Source organism: Micromonospora rubida, assembly GCF_009908295.1.
Lineage (GTDB): Bacteria > Actinomycetota > Actinomycetes > Mycobacteriales > Micromonosporaceae > Micromonospora > Micromonospora rubida.
The window spans coordinates 857,438-871,833 of sequence record NZ_JAAALO010000004.1 but is presented as its reverse complement, the minus strand read 5'-3'; the positions used below and the strand labels follow the sequence as shown (position 1 = coordinate 871,833).

11 protein-coding genes and 2 pseudogenes are annotated in these 14,396 nt (G+C 67.1%); 4 read left to right on the top strand and 9 right to left on the bottom strand.

The genetic code is table 11. The features are described from left to right. Positions 1-715 precede the first annotated feature (715 nt). The 4 genes from GVV04_RS18570 to GVV04_RS18555 form a co-directional block, all read right to left on the bottom strand. Entirely contained in the window at positions 716-1,741 is a 1,026-nt protein-coding gene (locus tag GVV04_RS18570) for a Gfo/Idh/MocA family protein (RefSeq protein WP_328822443.1), read from the bottom strand. Next, entirely contained in the window at positions 1,738-3,150 is a 1,413-nt protein-coding gene (locus tag GVV04_RS18565) for an NDP-hexose 2,3-dehydratase family protein (protein ID WP_328822442.1), read from the bottom strand. Before GVV04_RS18565 ends, GVV04_RS18570 begins: the two co-directional genes overlap by 4 nt. Then, positions 3,147-4,169 (bottom strand): GDP-mannose 4,6-dehydratase, encoded by a 1,023-nt coding sequence (locus tag GVV04_RS18560; RefSeq protein ID WP_328822460.1) that lies wholly within the window; start codon positions 4,167-4,169, stop codon positions 3,147-3,149. Before GVV04_RS18560 ends, GVV04_RS18565 begins: the two co-directional genes overlap by 4 nt. A gap of 188 nt (positions 4,170-4,357) precedes the next feature. After that, complete coding sequence (locus tag GVV04_RS18555) at positions 4,358-4,648, bottom strand: transposase (RefSeq protein WP_328822441.1); 291 nt, start codon at positions 4,646-4,648, stop codon at positions 4,358-4,360. 726 nt (positions 4,649-5,374) lie between these two features. On the opposite strand from GVV04_RS18555, the gene GVV04_RS18550 reads away from it, so the two are divergent. Further along, positions 5,375-6,295: a putative sugar O-methyltransferase gene (locus tag GVV04_RS18550; protein WP_161689264.1), complete on the top strand. Its 921-nt coding sequence runs from the start codon at positions 5,375-5,377 to the stop codon at positions 6,293-6,295. Next, the gene (locus tag GVV04_RS18545; RefSeq protein WP_161689263.1) at positions 6,292-7,377 is read left to right on the top strand and encodes an NAD-dependent epimerase/dehydratase family protein; all 1,086 of its coding nucleotides are present in this window, start codon (positions 6,292-6,294) and stop codon (positions 7,375-7,377) included. The genes GVV04_RS18550 and GVV04_RS18545 overlap by 4 nt, the downstream gene beginning before the upstream one ends. Here GVV04_RS18545 and GVV04_RS33220 read toward each other — a convergent pair. The 4 genes and pseudogenes from GVV04_RS33220 to evdC all read right to left on the bottom strand — a co-directional run. Beyond that, positions 7,372-7,938: pseudogene (locus GVV04_RS33220) on the bottom strand (dTDP-4-dehydrorhamnose 3,5-epimerase family protein); the annotation flags it as partial. The gene GVV04_RS18545 and the pseudogene GVV04_RS33220 sit on opposite strands and share 6 nt — an antisense overlap. Continuing rightward, the gene (locus GVV04_RS18535) at positions 7,853-9,103 is read right to left on the bottom strand and encodes a class I SAM-dependent methyltransferase (RefSeq protein ID WP_161689262.1); all 1,251 of its coding nucleotides are present in this window, start codon (positions 9,101-9,103) and stop codon (positions 7,853-7,855) included. The gene GVV04_RS18535 and the pseudogene GVV04_RS33220, both read right to left, overlap by 86 nt. Before the next feature lie 30 nt (positions 9,104-9,133). Beyond that, complete coding sequence (locus GVV04_RS18530; protein WP_161689261.1) at positions 9,134-10,255, bottom strand: DegT/DnrJ/EryC1/StrS family aminotransferase; 1,122 nt, start codon at positions 10,253-10,255, stop codon at positions 9,134-9,136. A gap of 2 nt (positions 10,256-10,257) precedes the next feature. Beyond that, complete coding sequence (gene evdC / locus GVV04_RS18525; RefSeq protein WP_161689259.1) at positions 10,258-11,532, bottom strand: L-evernosamine nitrososynthase; 1,275 nt, start codon at positions 11,530-11,532, stop codon at positions 10,258-10,260. Between the two features lie 424 nt (positions 11,533-11,956). Here evdC and GVV04_RS18520 point away from each other — a divergent pair, with 424 nt between their 5' ends. Next, entirely contained in the window at positions 11,957-12,895 is a 939-nt protein-coding gene (locus tag GVV04_RS18520; RefSeq protein WP_161689257.1) for an NAD-dependent epimerase/dehydratase family protein, read from the top strand. Positions 12,896-13,004: 109 nt separating this feature from the next. After that, positions 13,005-13,769 (top strand): rRNA methyltransferase, encoded by a 765-nt coding sequence (locus tag GVV04_RS18515; RefSeq protein WP_161689255.1) that lies wholly within the window; start codon positions 13,005-13,007, stop codon positions 13,767-13,769. Between the two features lie 333 nt (positions 13,770-14,102). On the opposite strand, the pseudogene GVV04_RS18510 reads toward GVV04_RS18515, so the two are convergent. Continuing rightward, positions 14,103-14,375: pseudogene (locus GVV04_RS18510) on the bottom strand (SitI3 family protein); the annotation flags it as partial. Positions 14,376-14,396 lie beyond the last annotated feature (21 nt).

Sequence of the window (14,396 nt, the reverse complement as noted above, 5' to 3'; positions counted from 1 at the left end):
CGTGCTCAACCCGATGGAGATCGCCGAAGCAGGCGGCCTAACCGACGTGACGCGACGCTGGGGCCCGATGTTCGACAGAAAGCGTCGCGCGACCAGCGGATTCCGAGACGAGTGGGTGCCGGGCGCGGCAAGTCCGGCGCAACCCGCTCACACGCCGGTGGAGTTGACATCAAGGTGTCAGATAAGTTACCTGACAGCGAACATCCCGTAACACCCGTCGCACCCCCTGCTTTGTCGGCGATCGATACATAGGTCACCTATTCGGCCACTCCCAGAGCTGACCGAACGTGTCAGTAGTGTAACCGGATGTCGCAAGTGGCGTTCGGCCGATCGGGTGGGGAATCGACGATTGCGACGCCCGGCGCAGAGTCGACCGATGGACGCTCATCGACGCCCAGGCCCCCGGGATACGCCCTGCTCGGAGCCACGTGTGTGGTGGTTCGGCCGTCTCGTCGACGGAGCCCTAGATGGGCCGATCACTACGATCCGCATCTGGACCGTAACGCTGAGATCATGTCGAGACTTAGTGAAGCCCTTAGTCTCCGGCACTCCGGCCGTTCGTTAAATGAGGCGCTTTCGCCATTCTCGCCCGCTAGAAGGGTAAGACGGCTTTCGAACCGTCCGAACGTTTCGCCCGGTCTGCGGGATCCCCACCAGGGAGCCAGCCGCCGGCCGAGGCGGGGCGCCTCCGATGCGGCCGTCGTCTCGTTGCGATTCAGACCTCGTAGGGCAGCCGCACGCGCGATTGCCCTGCTTTCACCCGAATTTCGTCGATCAACCGGGCCCGGGCACAGATCTCCACCGTCTCAGCGGCCCGTTGAGCCGCGGCGGCAACGGCACCGACGAAGGCACGCAGCGTGTTGGCGAATTGATCCTCCGGCGGAAGGGTCAGTTCCCGAATGACCTCCTCGTGCTCCAACCGGATCACGGGTCGCCGCATAGCAGGGGGCGTATAGGCACGTTCGACAACGATTCGCCCCTCACTGCCCCATAGCACATAGTCTGACCGGTACGCGTGCTCGAAGCCGAAGGTCAACTGGGCGGTCCGGCCGTCCGGAGTGCACAGCAGGGCGCTACCCGACACATCGACACCGCGTTCGGGATCCAGTTTCAGCGTCGCGCCGACCACCTCCAGCTCGGGACCGAGAAAGAGACGGGCGGCGCTCAGCGGATACATGCCGGTGTCGAGCAATGCCCCACCGCCCAGATCCGGCCGGTACCGGATGTCATCCGGGCCGAGTGGAGGGAATCCGAACGCGGCGTTGATCTCCCGCAGTTCACCGATCTCGCCGCCCTCCAGCAGCTCCCGGACGGCGCTGTGCAGACCATGCCGGAGAAAGGTCAGATTCTCCATCAGAGCAAGGCCGAGGGACCGGGCGCTCTCCACCATCGCCACGGTGTGGGCGTACCGCGTGGTCAATGGCTTCTCCACCAGGACATGCTTACCGGCCTCAAGCGCTCGGCCGACCCATTCGTGGTGCAACCCGGCGGGCAAGGGAATATATACCGCGTCCACGTCCGGCCGGCTCAGCAGCGAGCGGTAATCGGCGGCCGCCTCGCAGCCGAATTGACCGGCGAACGCGCGGGCCTTCGCCTGTTCCCGGGCCGCGACGGCGACCAGTTCGGTCATCGGCTCGCGCACGATCGCCGGCAGGGTCCGCCGCCGTGCGATGTCGGCACATCCCAGTACGCCGAACCGGATCGGATCGTTCACCACTGCTCGCTCGGGCACCTCGCTCACCACAGACTGTGCAGGCAGGCAAGCAGACTGCGTGCTTCGACGTTGAGGTAGTAGCCATGCCGCAACAGCGTGGCGAGCTGATGGACGGCGACCCAGCAGAAGGTGTCCGGCACCACCGGGATGTCGTCGTCGACCTCCACCAACATGTAGCGGTTCTCCGCGCGGTAGAACCGGCCGCCCTCCTCCGCGAGTACGGTGTCGAACAGGATCCGCTCGCTCGGAGCGTTGAGTATCAGGTCGAGGAAAGGGGGCCGCTGATCGGCACCCGAATTCGGCGTGCACTGGACCGTGGGCCCCATCTCCATGGCATCCAGCAGCCCCACCTGGAACCGGGCGTGCACCAGCACGTGCGCCACCCCATTGATGACCTTGAGTGCGAATGCGGCGATCCCCCGCTGCCGCGGATGCAGCAGTGGTTGACTCCACTCGGTGACCTCACGGTTGTTGATGCGTACGGTGACCCCGACGATGCTGAAGTGTTGCCCGTCCTCGCGGGAGATCTCATACGGCGTGCGCCGCCAGCCGCGCAGATCGCGGAGCGGGATCCGGCTCACCGCCAGCTCGTGCCGACTCTTGGCCTCGGTGAACCAGCTCAGCACCGCCTCCGTGGCGTGGTACGACGGACCGTCACCACTGGCGGACCGGGCCAGCGCGGCGGCCATGGCGTCGTTCACGGGGGTCACCCCCGAACCGGCGAAAAAGGTGGACGGCAGGCAGGACAGCACCGTGCGGGTGTCCATGTTGACCAAAGCGTCGACCCGCAGGAGTCGCCGAACCTCGTGCAGCGGCAGCCAGTAGTGGTAGTCGGAGGGCGGCACGTCGTCAGCCAGAACGACCATGTTGCGGTTCCGTTTGTGCAGGAACCAGGAGCCCTGCTCGGACTGCAACACGTCGACCAGGACCCGCCCGGCGCCCGGCCGGGTGAAGTATTCGAGATATCTCGTGCCGCCTCCCCCGTGGACCCGCGTGTAGTTGCTGCGGGTCGCCTGGACGGTGGGCGACAGTTGTATCATGTTGATGTTGCCCGGCTCGACCTTCGCCTGCAACAAGCAGTGCGGGACGCCGTCGACGAACTTCATCAACATGCCGAGAATGCCGATCTCCGGCTGGTTGATGATCGGCTGGTACCACTCCGCCACCGCACCGTACGTCGTTCGCACGTGCACGCCCTCGACCACGAAGAATCGGCCGCTCTCGTGCGCCAGGTTGCCGGTGGTTTCGTCGAACGACCAACCGCGCAGTTCGTCCAGCGGCGTTCGTTCCACCCGGCAGGAGGTCATCGTCGACCGTTCGGCGAACCAGGACCGGAAGGCGGGGCTCACACCGCCCGCCGCCGGCTCCAACCACTCCATCGGGTCTTCCGCCGACGTCATCAGCTTGCCCTCGGACAACGCGGGCAGCTCGCTCACCACAGATCGGCCAGCTCGCGAATGACGCCGCCTCCACTGCACTGCGGACTTGACAGCAGACTGAGATCGCTGTCGACCATCATCGCGACCAGCTCCTCGAAGTAGACCGTCGGTTTCCAGCCGAGCCGCTGCTGGGCCTTCGTCGCGTCGGCGCAGAGCAGGTCGACCTCGGCCGGACGCTCGAGCGCCTCGTCGAGAACGACGTGGTCACGCCAGTCCAGATCGACATGGGCGAAGGCCAGCTCGACCAGTTCACGCACGCTGTGCGCGATTCCCGTACCCAGGACGTAGTCGTCAGGCTCGTCCTGGGCGAGCATCAGCGTCATGCCGCGGACGTAGTCGCCGGCGAAACCCCAATCTCGCTCGGCCTTCAGATTGCCCAGTCGCAACGAGTCCCGTAGCCCCAGTTTCACGGCCGCCGCGCCCAGCGACACCTTTCGCGTCACGAACTCCGGTCCGCGGATGGGTGATTCATGGTTGAAAAGCATGCCGGAAACCGCGAATATGCCGTACGACTCGCGGTAGTTCTGCACCGTGTAGTGACCGAACGCTTTAGCGACGCCATACGGACTGCGTGGATGAAAGGGCGTCAGCTCATTTTGGGGAGTCTCCGACACCTTGCCGAACATCTCCGACGACGAGGCCTGATAAAAGCGTGTCTGACCCGGGCCGGGGGTACGCGAGCTGGTGATACCCGCAACGATCCGGACGGCTTCGAGCATGCGCAGCACGCCCATCCCGGTGATCTCCGCAGTGGTGGTGGGCTGCTGCCACGAGGTAGGGACGTAGGACAGCGCACCGAGGTTGTAGATCTCGTCCGGTTGAACCTTCTCCACCGCCGAGATCAGGCTCGACTGGTCCATCAGGTCGCCGTTGACAAGCCTGACTTCCGGGTGCACTTGCCGACCGCAGCGCGCGCTCGGCGAATTCTGGCCCCGCACCATTCCATAGACGTCATATCCAGCGGCCAGGAGGTGCCGCGCAAGATAGGTACCGTCCTGACCGGTAATCCCTGTGATCAGCGCTCGCCTAGTCAGGATAATCTCCAGCCCCTGTGACCAACCCTCGATGTGATCGCGTCGAAGGATGGCGAACTACCGGGTTGCCCCGAGGAAAGTCATGTCTCGTTGCCGTGGCTCACGGTACTCGAAGATAAGGCAGGAATCACCCTTCTCGAATGCAATATAGGGAGCTCACTAGTGCCTCGTCATGCAGCCTTGAACGGGTAATCCGTGTGGCGGATCTTGGATCCGGTGGCGAATCCGGCTTTCGGTGTGGCGCGTTGGTTGCGCCAGCGGATGTAGGCGGCGTTGGCGGCGTCCTGTTCGGCGTGGGTGCGGTGGTCGGTGCCGTTGAGGGCGAAGTACCGCACTGCGGCGAACTCCGCCTCGATCCAGTTCAGCCACGACGCGTACGTGGGCAGGAAGACCAGGTCGACCTGGTTGGTGGCGCACCAGGTGCGGACCTCGGGGTGCTTGTGTGGGGAGAAGTTGTCCACGATGAGGTACAGCTTGGTCGGGCCAGCGGCGGCGCAGGGTCTTGAGGAAGGCCAGAAGCTCGCGCCAGCGTTTGCGGTCCCGGATGCGGTAGTGCAGCTTTCCGGTGGCCAGGTCCAAGGCGGCGATCAGGTGCCGTACACCCTGGTCACGGGTGTAGGTGGCCCGTAGCCGAACTGGTGGGCCCTGGGGGCGCCAGGCCCGGCCGGGGCGGGGTTGCAGGTTCAGTGGCCCAAGCTCGTCCACGCAGAGCACCCTGCCGTCGGCGGGCGGGTGGTCGTAGAGGTCGAGGATACGACGCATCTTGGTGGTGAGGTCAGGGTAGGTGTTGGCCTTCCACGTCTTGGTAGCCTGCCACGACACGCCACGTTCGTGCAGGACACGACGGACGGTCTCGACGCTAATCGCCGTGACGTAGCCGGTCCTACGTCAGACGGAATCTGCAATGCGACTACGAAGCCCGACCCGACAACTCCGCCAGCTTGATCATCATCGCCATGATCGACAACTTCGCCAAACGACTCACCGCCGAAACCACCCCAACCTATCGATACAACTAAACCCGCATAACCGGCGAAATACGTGAATCAGACGTCCTCCGACGACCCCACCACACACGCCGCCGCAACCTCGAACGTCAACCATGATCTTGAAAGGCGGCTCTAGGCGAACCGCTAACAAATAGCCGGTACGGTCACCATCGGTGATTCGATCCGGCAGGGGAGCACATGAGCCAGACGTACGGCCGCAGCCCGCTCTGGGAGCTCTACAACAACACCCAGGTCACCAGGGAGGCTGTCGGCGATCTGAGCAACTTCAAGTCCAGCGAGGTCAATTACAAGCTGGCACTCTGGGACCCGCGGGTCAACGGTGTGCGATACCTGAAAACGCTCATCTTCACCCTCGCGGCGGGTTTCAGCCCGGCCAACTGGGCCCGGCTGCGCCGCATCGCCAACCGCGAGGTCGGCGATCCGTTCTCGATCACCTACGACGGCGAAGCGGTCTGCATGGACTACCTGCAGGCGGTGCTCGAGGTGGAGTTCATCGAGAGCCGAATGACCCTCGACGGTGCGAGCATCCTGGAGATCGGTGCCGGCTACGGGCGGACCTGCCACGCGCTGCTGTCCAACCACGAGATCGCCGCGTACCACATCGTCGATCTGGAGAATTCGCTCGATCTGGCCAGCCGCTACCTCGGAGTGGTGCTGACCGACGAGCAGCTTGCCAAGGTCCATCTTCACTGCGTCGACCAGGCGGAGGCCGCCGGTGCCCTGCGTGAGCTCCGGTTCGACCTGGCCATCAACATCGACTCGTTCGCGGAGATGACCCCCGACACCGTCGGCGCCTACCTAAACCTCATCGCTACCCATGCCGACCACCTGTACGTCAACAACCCGGTCGGCAAGTACCTCGACAAGAGCCTGGACGGGCACTCGCAGGGCGATGCGGTCGTCCAGCTCGCGCTGCGGACCGGCCCGCTGCGGGACATCGTGGACATCTTCGACGACGGCGCCGTTGCGGCGCAGTCCCGCCGGTTCATCGACGCCTATCGGCCGGACCGCGACTGGGTGCTGCTCGCCGATGCGAGGGCCGTCCCGTGGAGCTTCTACTGGCAGGCGCTGTACCGGTCCGGAGCTGCCGGGCGATGACGGACCGCCCGCTGATCGCGGTGCTCGGCGCCTCCGGGTTCGTGGGATCGGCCGTCCTGACCGCGCTGGCCGACCGCCCGGTCACCGTTCGGGCGGTGTCCCGCCGATCCGCTGTGGTACCGAAGTCGGTCGCCGCTGATTTCGAGGTGGTCACCGCCGACCTCACCGAGGCAGGCGCGGTCGCGGCGGCAGTTGAGGGCGCGGACGCCGTGATCAACCTGGTGCTCAACACCGCCGGGTGGCGCGGCGCCGACGGCGACAGCACCGCGGCGCGGGTGAACGTCGGCGTGGTCCGTGACCTGGTCGAGGGTGCGCGGGCCGGGACCGGGCCACCGGTGGTCGTCTTCGCCGGCTCGGCATCGCAGGTTGGCCGGGCGCACCGGACGCCCATCGACGGCACCGAACCCGACCACCCGGAAACCGGATACGACCGGCAGAAGGTGGCCGCCGAAGCGCTGCTCGACCAGGCCTCTGCCGATGGCATCCTACGCGGAGTCACGCTGCGCCTGCCCACGGTCTTCGGGCCGGCCCGGCCGAGTGGCGGCGACGACCGTGGGGTCGTGTCGACGATGATCCGCCGTGCGCTCGCCGGTGAACCCCTGACCATGTGGCACGACGGCACCATCCAGCGAGAGCTGCTCTACGTGGACGACGCGGCGACCGCCTTCGTCGCCGCCCTCGACCATGCCGATGCGCTCGTCGGCCGGCACTGGCCGCTCGGCAACCGCCACGGCGAACCGGTCGGCGACCTTTTCCGTGCGATCGCCGCACTGGTCGCGGAGGAGACGGGGCGTCCGCCGGTGCCGGTCGTTTCCGTCGCGCCGCCCGCCAGTGCCCGGCAGACCGACTTCCACAGTCTGGTGGTCGACGCATCCGCGTTCACCGCCCTGACCGGATGGCATGCCCGGGTGGGTCTTCTGCACGGTCTACGCCGGACCGTGCGGTCACTGAGCAAGACGCGCCTCGATCTCGGCGCAGATCTCGTATCGAGGAAGCACCCCGGCCGCGTGGGCCTGGGCGAAGGTGATCGCGGTTCGGTCCCGGTCCGACAGGATCGGCTCGATGTCGGCGGGAACGGGTAGGCCGAGCGTGTCGTCGAGCGGTGACAACGCCCGCTCGTTCTCGAAGACGTACTCCGTGGAGAGCAGGTACGACATCACCGTGTCGTCCACCAGCGCGACGAACATGTGCGCCACCCCCGTCGGCAGGTACAGCGACCTGAAGTCCTGAGAGTCGAGGACCACGCTGTCCCAGCGCCCGAAGGTCGGCGACCCGACCCGGACGTCGAGCACCACGTCGAGGACCCGGCCATACGGGCACGAGACGAACTTGGCCGCGCCGGGCGGCGTCGTGGTGTAGTGCAGCCCGCGGACGACGCCGCGGCGGGAGACGCTGTAACTGGTCTGCGCCACGGGGAACAACGGATATCCGAGTGTCTCGGTGAAGGTCGATTCCAGGTACGGGGACAGGAAGACCCCCCGCGTGTCGGGAAAGACACGCGGGGTGAAGACGTATGCGCCCTTGACGGCCAGTTCGGCTGCTACCTGCACGGATCGCTCAATCCCGCACGTGTACGTGCGGGACGTACAGGATCCAGGCCCCGCCGGCCTGCCGGAACGCCTGCTCTCTCGCCATGATTTCATCGGCGTGGTTCCATGCGAAGAGCAGCGCGTAGTCCGCCGGGTCGGCCGAGAACTCGTCCGCCGCCCGAACCGGGATGTGCGTGCCCGGGGTCAGGCGGCCCTGTTTGGCGGGCGTCGTGTCGTACACCCGTGACACCAGGTCCGGGCCGATGCCGCAGAAGTTCGTCACGGTCGCACTCTTGGCGGTCGCCCCGTAGGCGACCACCCGTTTGCCCTCCGCCGTCAACCGTTCGAGCAACGCCCGCAGGTCGTCGCGGATCCGGCCGACCTGGGCGGCGAACTGGTCCAGCCGGGCCAGCGTCGCGACACCGCCCGCGTCCTCCTCGGCGATCAGTGCGGCCACCCGGTCCGCTGGGCGGCGCGCACCCGCGCGGGCCAGCGTGTACCGGACCTCGCCGCCATGCACGGCCAGCCGGTCCACGTCGACCAGCTCGAACCCGGACGACGCGGCCAACGCCTGCACGGAGCGCGCCGAGAACAGGAAGAAGTGCTCGTCGTAGATCTGGTCGAACGACGTCTTCGACAGAATGTCGCCCAGGTACGGGTCCTCGAAGACGAAGACGCCGTCCGGCCCGAGCAGCGCGTCGACACCCCGCAGGATCGAATCAAGGTACGGGATGTGGCAGATGGTGTTCGCCGCGAAGATCACATCCGCGGGGCCGTCGCTCTCGCGTACCTCACGGGCGGTGGACTCCTCGAAGAAGTCCCCGCGTACCCGAAGGCCCTTGGCCCTTGCCGCTTCCGCGACCTTGCCCGACGGTTCGAAGCCCAGGTGCCGGACGCCAGCCTCGTGCACGGTCCGCAGCATCACCCCGTCGTTGCAGCCGATCTCGACCACGAACGGATCCGGGCCGGCGGCCTCCGTCTCCAACAGTTGCCGGGCGGTGTCCGCGAAGTGCTTCTGCATGACCGCGGAACCGGACGAGTAGTACGGATAGTCCTCGTGGAACATCCGCTCCCGGGGGACATCCTGCATGAGCTGCACCATCGTGCACGTCTCGCAGGCGCCGACGGCGAGATGGAAGAAGTACTCCTGCTGGATCTCCTGTTCAGTCAGGAAGCGGTCGGACAGTGGCTGGCGGCCGAGGTCGAGGAACTGCACGACAGTTCCACCGCAGGCACGGCAGGTGGCTCGTGGCCGTGCCCGGTCGGCTGGGCTGATCATGGGTGGCTTTCCTCCAGTGCTACCGGCGGCTCAGAGCGTCGTGAGTACGTCGCGCAATGCACCTATCACCGTTTCCTGCACATCGACCGGCAGTGACGGGTACATGGGCAGGGAGAAGATCTCGTCGGCGACCCGTTCGGTGACCGGCAGCGATCCGGCGGCATAGCCGAGCTTCGAGAAGCCGGTCATGGTGTGCACCGGCCACGGGTAACTGATGTTCAGCGTGATCCCACGCCGGTTCAGTTGATCCAGGATCGCGTCCCGTTGCGGATGACGGACGACGTAAAGGTAGAAGACGTGGTCGTTGGCGTCGGCGAGGGTGGGTAGGACGAGCCCCGTCGCGTCGGCGATGTCGCCCAGCCCGGCGGCGTAGCGCTCGGCCACCGCGCGGCGCCCGGCGATGTACTCGTCGAGCCGGCCCAGCTTGCGCCGGAGTATCTCCGCCTGCACCTCGTCCAGCCGGCTGTTGTGACCGGGCGTCTGCACGACGTAGTACACGCTCTCCATGCCGTAGTAGCGCAGTTGGCGCAGGTCACGGTCCACGGTCTCACTACCGGTGAGCACGGCGCCGCCGTCACCGTATGCGCCCAGCACCTTGGTCGGATAGAAGGAGAAGGCCGCCGCGTCGCCCATGGTCCCGGCGAGCCGCCCTGCGTGCCGCGCGCCGTGCGACTGCGCGCAGTCCTCCAGCACCAGCAGCCCGTGCTCGCGGGCCAGCCGCTCCAGCGGTGCCATCTCCACGCATTGGCCGTACAGGTGGACGGGCAGCAGAGCCTTGGTCGCGGGCGTGATCACGTCGGCCACCTGGGTGGTGTCCATCAGGTAGTCGTCCGGCCGGATGTCCACGAAGACCGGGATCGCGCCGACGGCGTCGATCGCCAGCACGGTCGGCGCCGCCGTGTTGGCGACAGTGACCACCTCGTCGCCGGGCCCCACGCCCAACGCCTGCAGGGCCAGCTTGATCGCGTTGGTGCCGTTGTCCACCGTGACGCAGTGCGCCACGTCGTGGTACGCGGCGAACTCGCTTTCGAAGCCGCGCACGCTGCGGCCGAGCACGAGGTTGCCCGACCCGAAGACCGTCTCCACCGCGTCGAGCAGGTCGGCCCGTTCCTTCTCGTATTCCGGCAGATAGTCCCACACTCGGATGGTCATGTTCACCTTTCTCCCGCCGGAGTTGGGGAGCGGAGCGCCCGAACGCTCATGTAGTCGTTGTCCCGGTTTGCACCCAGCGCCTGGCCGCTCAGGTAGTCGACGCCATCCACATAGCTGTAGGGCTGCATGAAGCCACCGGCCCGGACGTCGCGGTAGAGCCGTGCCAACGGGTGCTGCCCGGCGTACGCCTGGCCGCCGACCAGTGAGAGGCAGTCGTCGACGACCGCCGGGGCCAGTTCGTTGACGGTCATCTTCGCGTACTGGAACGGGGTCATCATCCCGCGCCCGCGCTCGTCGAGATCGCCGGTCAGGTCCGCGGCCAGGAGGTCCGCGTTGAGCAGCGCGGTGCCGGCGACGGCCCGGAGCGTGTACAGCCGCGTGTCGATGCCGGCCACCAGGGCGAGGACGGCGGCCGCCGGCTGCGATCGACGGCGCGCGCACATCTCGACGGCGAGGTCCCGCGCGGCCTGCGCGACACCGGCGTAGATCCCGAGCATGGTGATCGAGCTGACCGTCTGCCCGGCCAGGACGGCGTCACGACGCGCGCCGGCCGGTCCGCGGTCGAGAACGTGGTCGGCGGCGACCGGACAGTCGTGGAAGCTGACGTCGAGGGTGCCGGAGGCCCGCATGCCGAGGCCGTCCCAGTGCGTGCCGACGGTCAGCCCAGGCGCGTCGCGTCGCACTATCGGAACGGACAGCAACACGTTGCCGTCGGCGTCACGGCGCTGGGCGTGCACGAAGAAGTGGGTACCGATCGGTGCCATGCTGACCAGGATCTTGCGGCCGTTGAGCAACCAGCCGCCGGAACCGTCGGCGGTCAGTTCGGTGACGACGCCCGGCGCGTCCTTCAGGGCCCCGCAGACGGCGGCCTCCCCCGTCGCCATGGCCCGCAGCAACCGCTCGGCCAGCGCCCGTACCGGCGGGGAGCCGTGCAGCCATTCGTAGGTCAGGGTGAGCCCGCGGCTGAGCTGGACGTGCAGGGCCAGGGCGGTGGAGGCGTCCGCCTGGGCCAGGCGCATCAGGGCGACGGCGACGTCGTACAACCGGTGGACCCCGAGCCCGCCGAGCGCGGTAGGCACGGTCGCGCCCATCAGGCCGAGCTTGGCCAGCTGTCCGAACACCTCGACCGGGAACGTGCCGTCCCGGTCGTTGTCACCGGCCTCCGACCGGATCTGCGGGAGTACGCCGGTCAGCAGGTCGACCATAGTGCGGCCTTCCGGTGTGATCGGTGCCCGCAGGTCTCCCGCCACCGACGAATTCGCCGTGTCTGTAGCCATCGCCCGCTTCCTTTTGCGCTATTCCGGCCCTGGTCACGTACGCACGACCGAAACCACCATTGCGTGGCTGACGGTCGGGAACGACGCCAACGCACATGTGGCCCGCGAATGTGTGGGTACCGGTTAGCGTAGCGCCATCCAGTAGCCGGTGGCGGTGAAGTCTAGGCGTATCACTCGAGCTTCAATGCGGGACCGTTTCCGGCCTGTGCCGGCGACCCGTTTCCATATACATTCGGCGGACACACACGGAGGGCCTCGTGAAGATACTGTTTATCGCAGGGCCAACGAAGTCAATTTCTTTTGGACCGACGCCCCTCGCGATCGCCGGGCGGACCACTGGCCACCTGGGCGTCATGGCCGCCGCGCATGAAGTCCGGCCGGCTCTTGCGGCGACGCCCCCGTTCTCCGCCACGGATCGCCGTCCATGCGCGTCCTCGTGACAGGTGGCGCCGGCTTCATCGGCTCGCACCTGGTTGACGCCCTGCTGGAGCGCGGCGACACCGTCACCGTGGTCGACGACCTCTCCACCGGCCGGGGCGACCGGCTGGCCATCCGTGCCGCCTTCCATCAGGAGTCCATCACCGACGGGAAGGCTCTCGCCGCACTCGTGGCGGACGCCCGTCCGGACCTGATCTGCCACCTCGCCGCGCAAGCCGACGTCCGTACCTCGGTCGCGGATGCCAGTGGCGACACCGGGGTCAACGTCCTCGGCACCGTCAACGTGCTGGAGGCGGCCCGGATCGTCGGGGCCCGGGTGGTGTTCGCCTCCACCGGCGGAGCCCTGTACGGGGCGATCAACGCGATCCCGTCCCCCGAGGACGCCCGCCCGGAACCGGCGGCGCCGTACGGCGCGGCCAAGTACTGCGCGGAGCAGTACCTGGCCCTCTACAACCGTCTGTACGGCACCGCCCACGCGGTCCTGCGACTCGGCAACGTCTACGGCCCTCGCCAGGATCCCGCCGGCGAGGCAGGCGTGGTTTCCATCTTCTGCGGAAACCTGCTCTCCGGCCGCCGGCCCACGATCTTCGGCGACGGTAAGCAGACCCGCGACTACGTCTACGTGGACGACGTGGTCGACGCGTTCCTGATCACGGCCGACCACGGCGGTGCGGGCGTGTGGAACATCGGCACCGGCACCTCCACCAGCATCCTCGAGTTGCTGGAGGTGATCGCCGCGACGGCCGACCGGGCAGTCCAGCCGGTGTTCGCGGCCGCCCGCCTCGGCGAGCTTCAGCATTCCGCCCTCGATGTGACCCGGGCCGGCCGGGAGTTGAACTGGACCGCTCGGACAGCCCTCGCCGAGGGAATCACCAGGGCCTACCAGTGGATCAAGGCCCAGGGCGGTTGCAGGGTCGAGGTATGACCAGATAGTCAGTTTCAAGGTAGTCGTGCCGTTTCTGGCGGGTAGGTAGAGGAGCTGCACCACCCGCCACACTGATTGCTACCCTGGCGTGCGGAGAGATCGGAGCAGGGTGGGCTATCGGTACGAGACGACACGGGACGACTACGGTGATTTCGCAAGCGGGGCGGTTCTCCGTTCCGCTCCGGGCTTTCCCGCCTTCCCCGTGCGGCTCGCGTCCGAGGTGTTCCAGCACGCGCTCGACGTGCGCGGCGGCACCGACCCGGTGGTCCTGTGGGATCCGTGCTGCGGCAGCGGTTACCTGCTGACCGTGCTTGGGATTCTGCACCGGCGGTCGATCGCGAAACTGCTGGCCTCGGACATCGACGCCGACGCGGCATTGACATTGGCGGAAGCCAATATGGGTCTGCTCGCCGACGGCGGCCTGGCGGCACGGGCTGCGCAGTTGACCGAGCGGGCTCAACGCTTCGGCAAGCCCGGCTACGCCGAGGCCGCGGCCGCGGCGGAACGGTTGAGCCGACGGCTCGAGGCTGCTGGCGGGCCCCTGCCGTATGCCGTTCGGCAGGCCGACGTCTTCGACCCGACGGCGCTGGCCTCAGCGGTCGGAGGCAGCGAACCGGATCTCGTCGTGACCGACGTCCCGTACGGCGAACAGACGGAGTGGACCGGCGATCATGCCGGTCGAGGCCTGTACGGAATGCTTACCGCCGTCGCTTCGGTGCTTCGACCGGCCGCGGTGATCGGGGTGATCGTGCGGGGGCGCCGGGTTCCGCCGATCGGGGCGGCACGCCCCCGGCGGAAACTGAGGGTGGGTACACGAGCGGTCGCCCTGTTCGTGGCGGCCGACCTCAACGGCACCGGGCCGTCCCACCCGTAAGCAGTACGGATTGCCGGTTCTTCACGCACGGCTGTGCCCACTAGTACTCCAACGCCACTTCGCCTGTCTGCGCTGGTAGTGGGACCGGCGGGCTCGGGCTTGGGATGTTCGTCGCCAGGTTGAGGCCTGTCCCGCTAAGGGTGTTTCCGGCGATCTTGGTTAGTAGGTTTCAGCGGCTGGGAAGCGGTCGCTGAAGGTGATGGCGAAGGCACCATCCTCACCAGGCACAACTCCTGGCGGGTCAGGCCGGAAACACCTTCACCTCCACAGACCCACTACCGGCCAGGACGCCGTGGCGCATGGCAACGATTCGGTCGTTGTGGCGGACTGGCTATCGCTCCTCGTTGAGTCGGTGTAGTCGATGTCGACGTAGGTCTCCGGCTCCCATTCCCAGCGGGAACCGTTGTCGTCCTCAGCATCGAAATAGCCGCGGCTTCCCGAGTAGACGCTCAGGGCGTATCCGCACGTCTCGTAGAGCCGAGCACTAAACAACCGCGGGTTGGTGTCGGTCGGCCTCGGCCTCTCGGCGGTGTCCGCAGCCACGAGATCGGTTACATGTTCCACGGGGAGGTTGCCCGCCAGGGCAAACCTGAACTCGACAGCCATCTCTGCAACCTCCTCCACGCT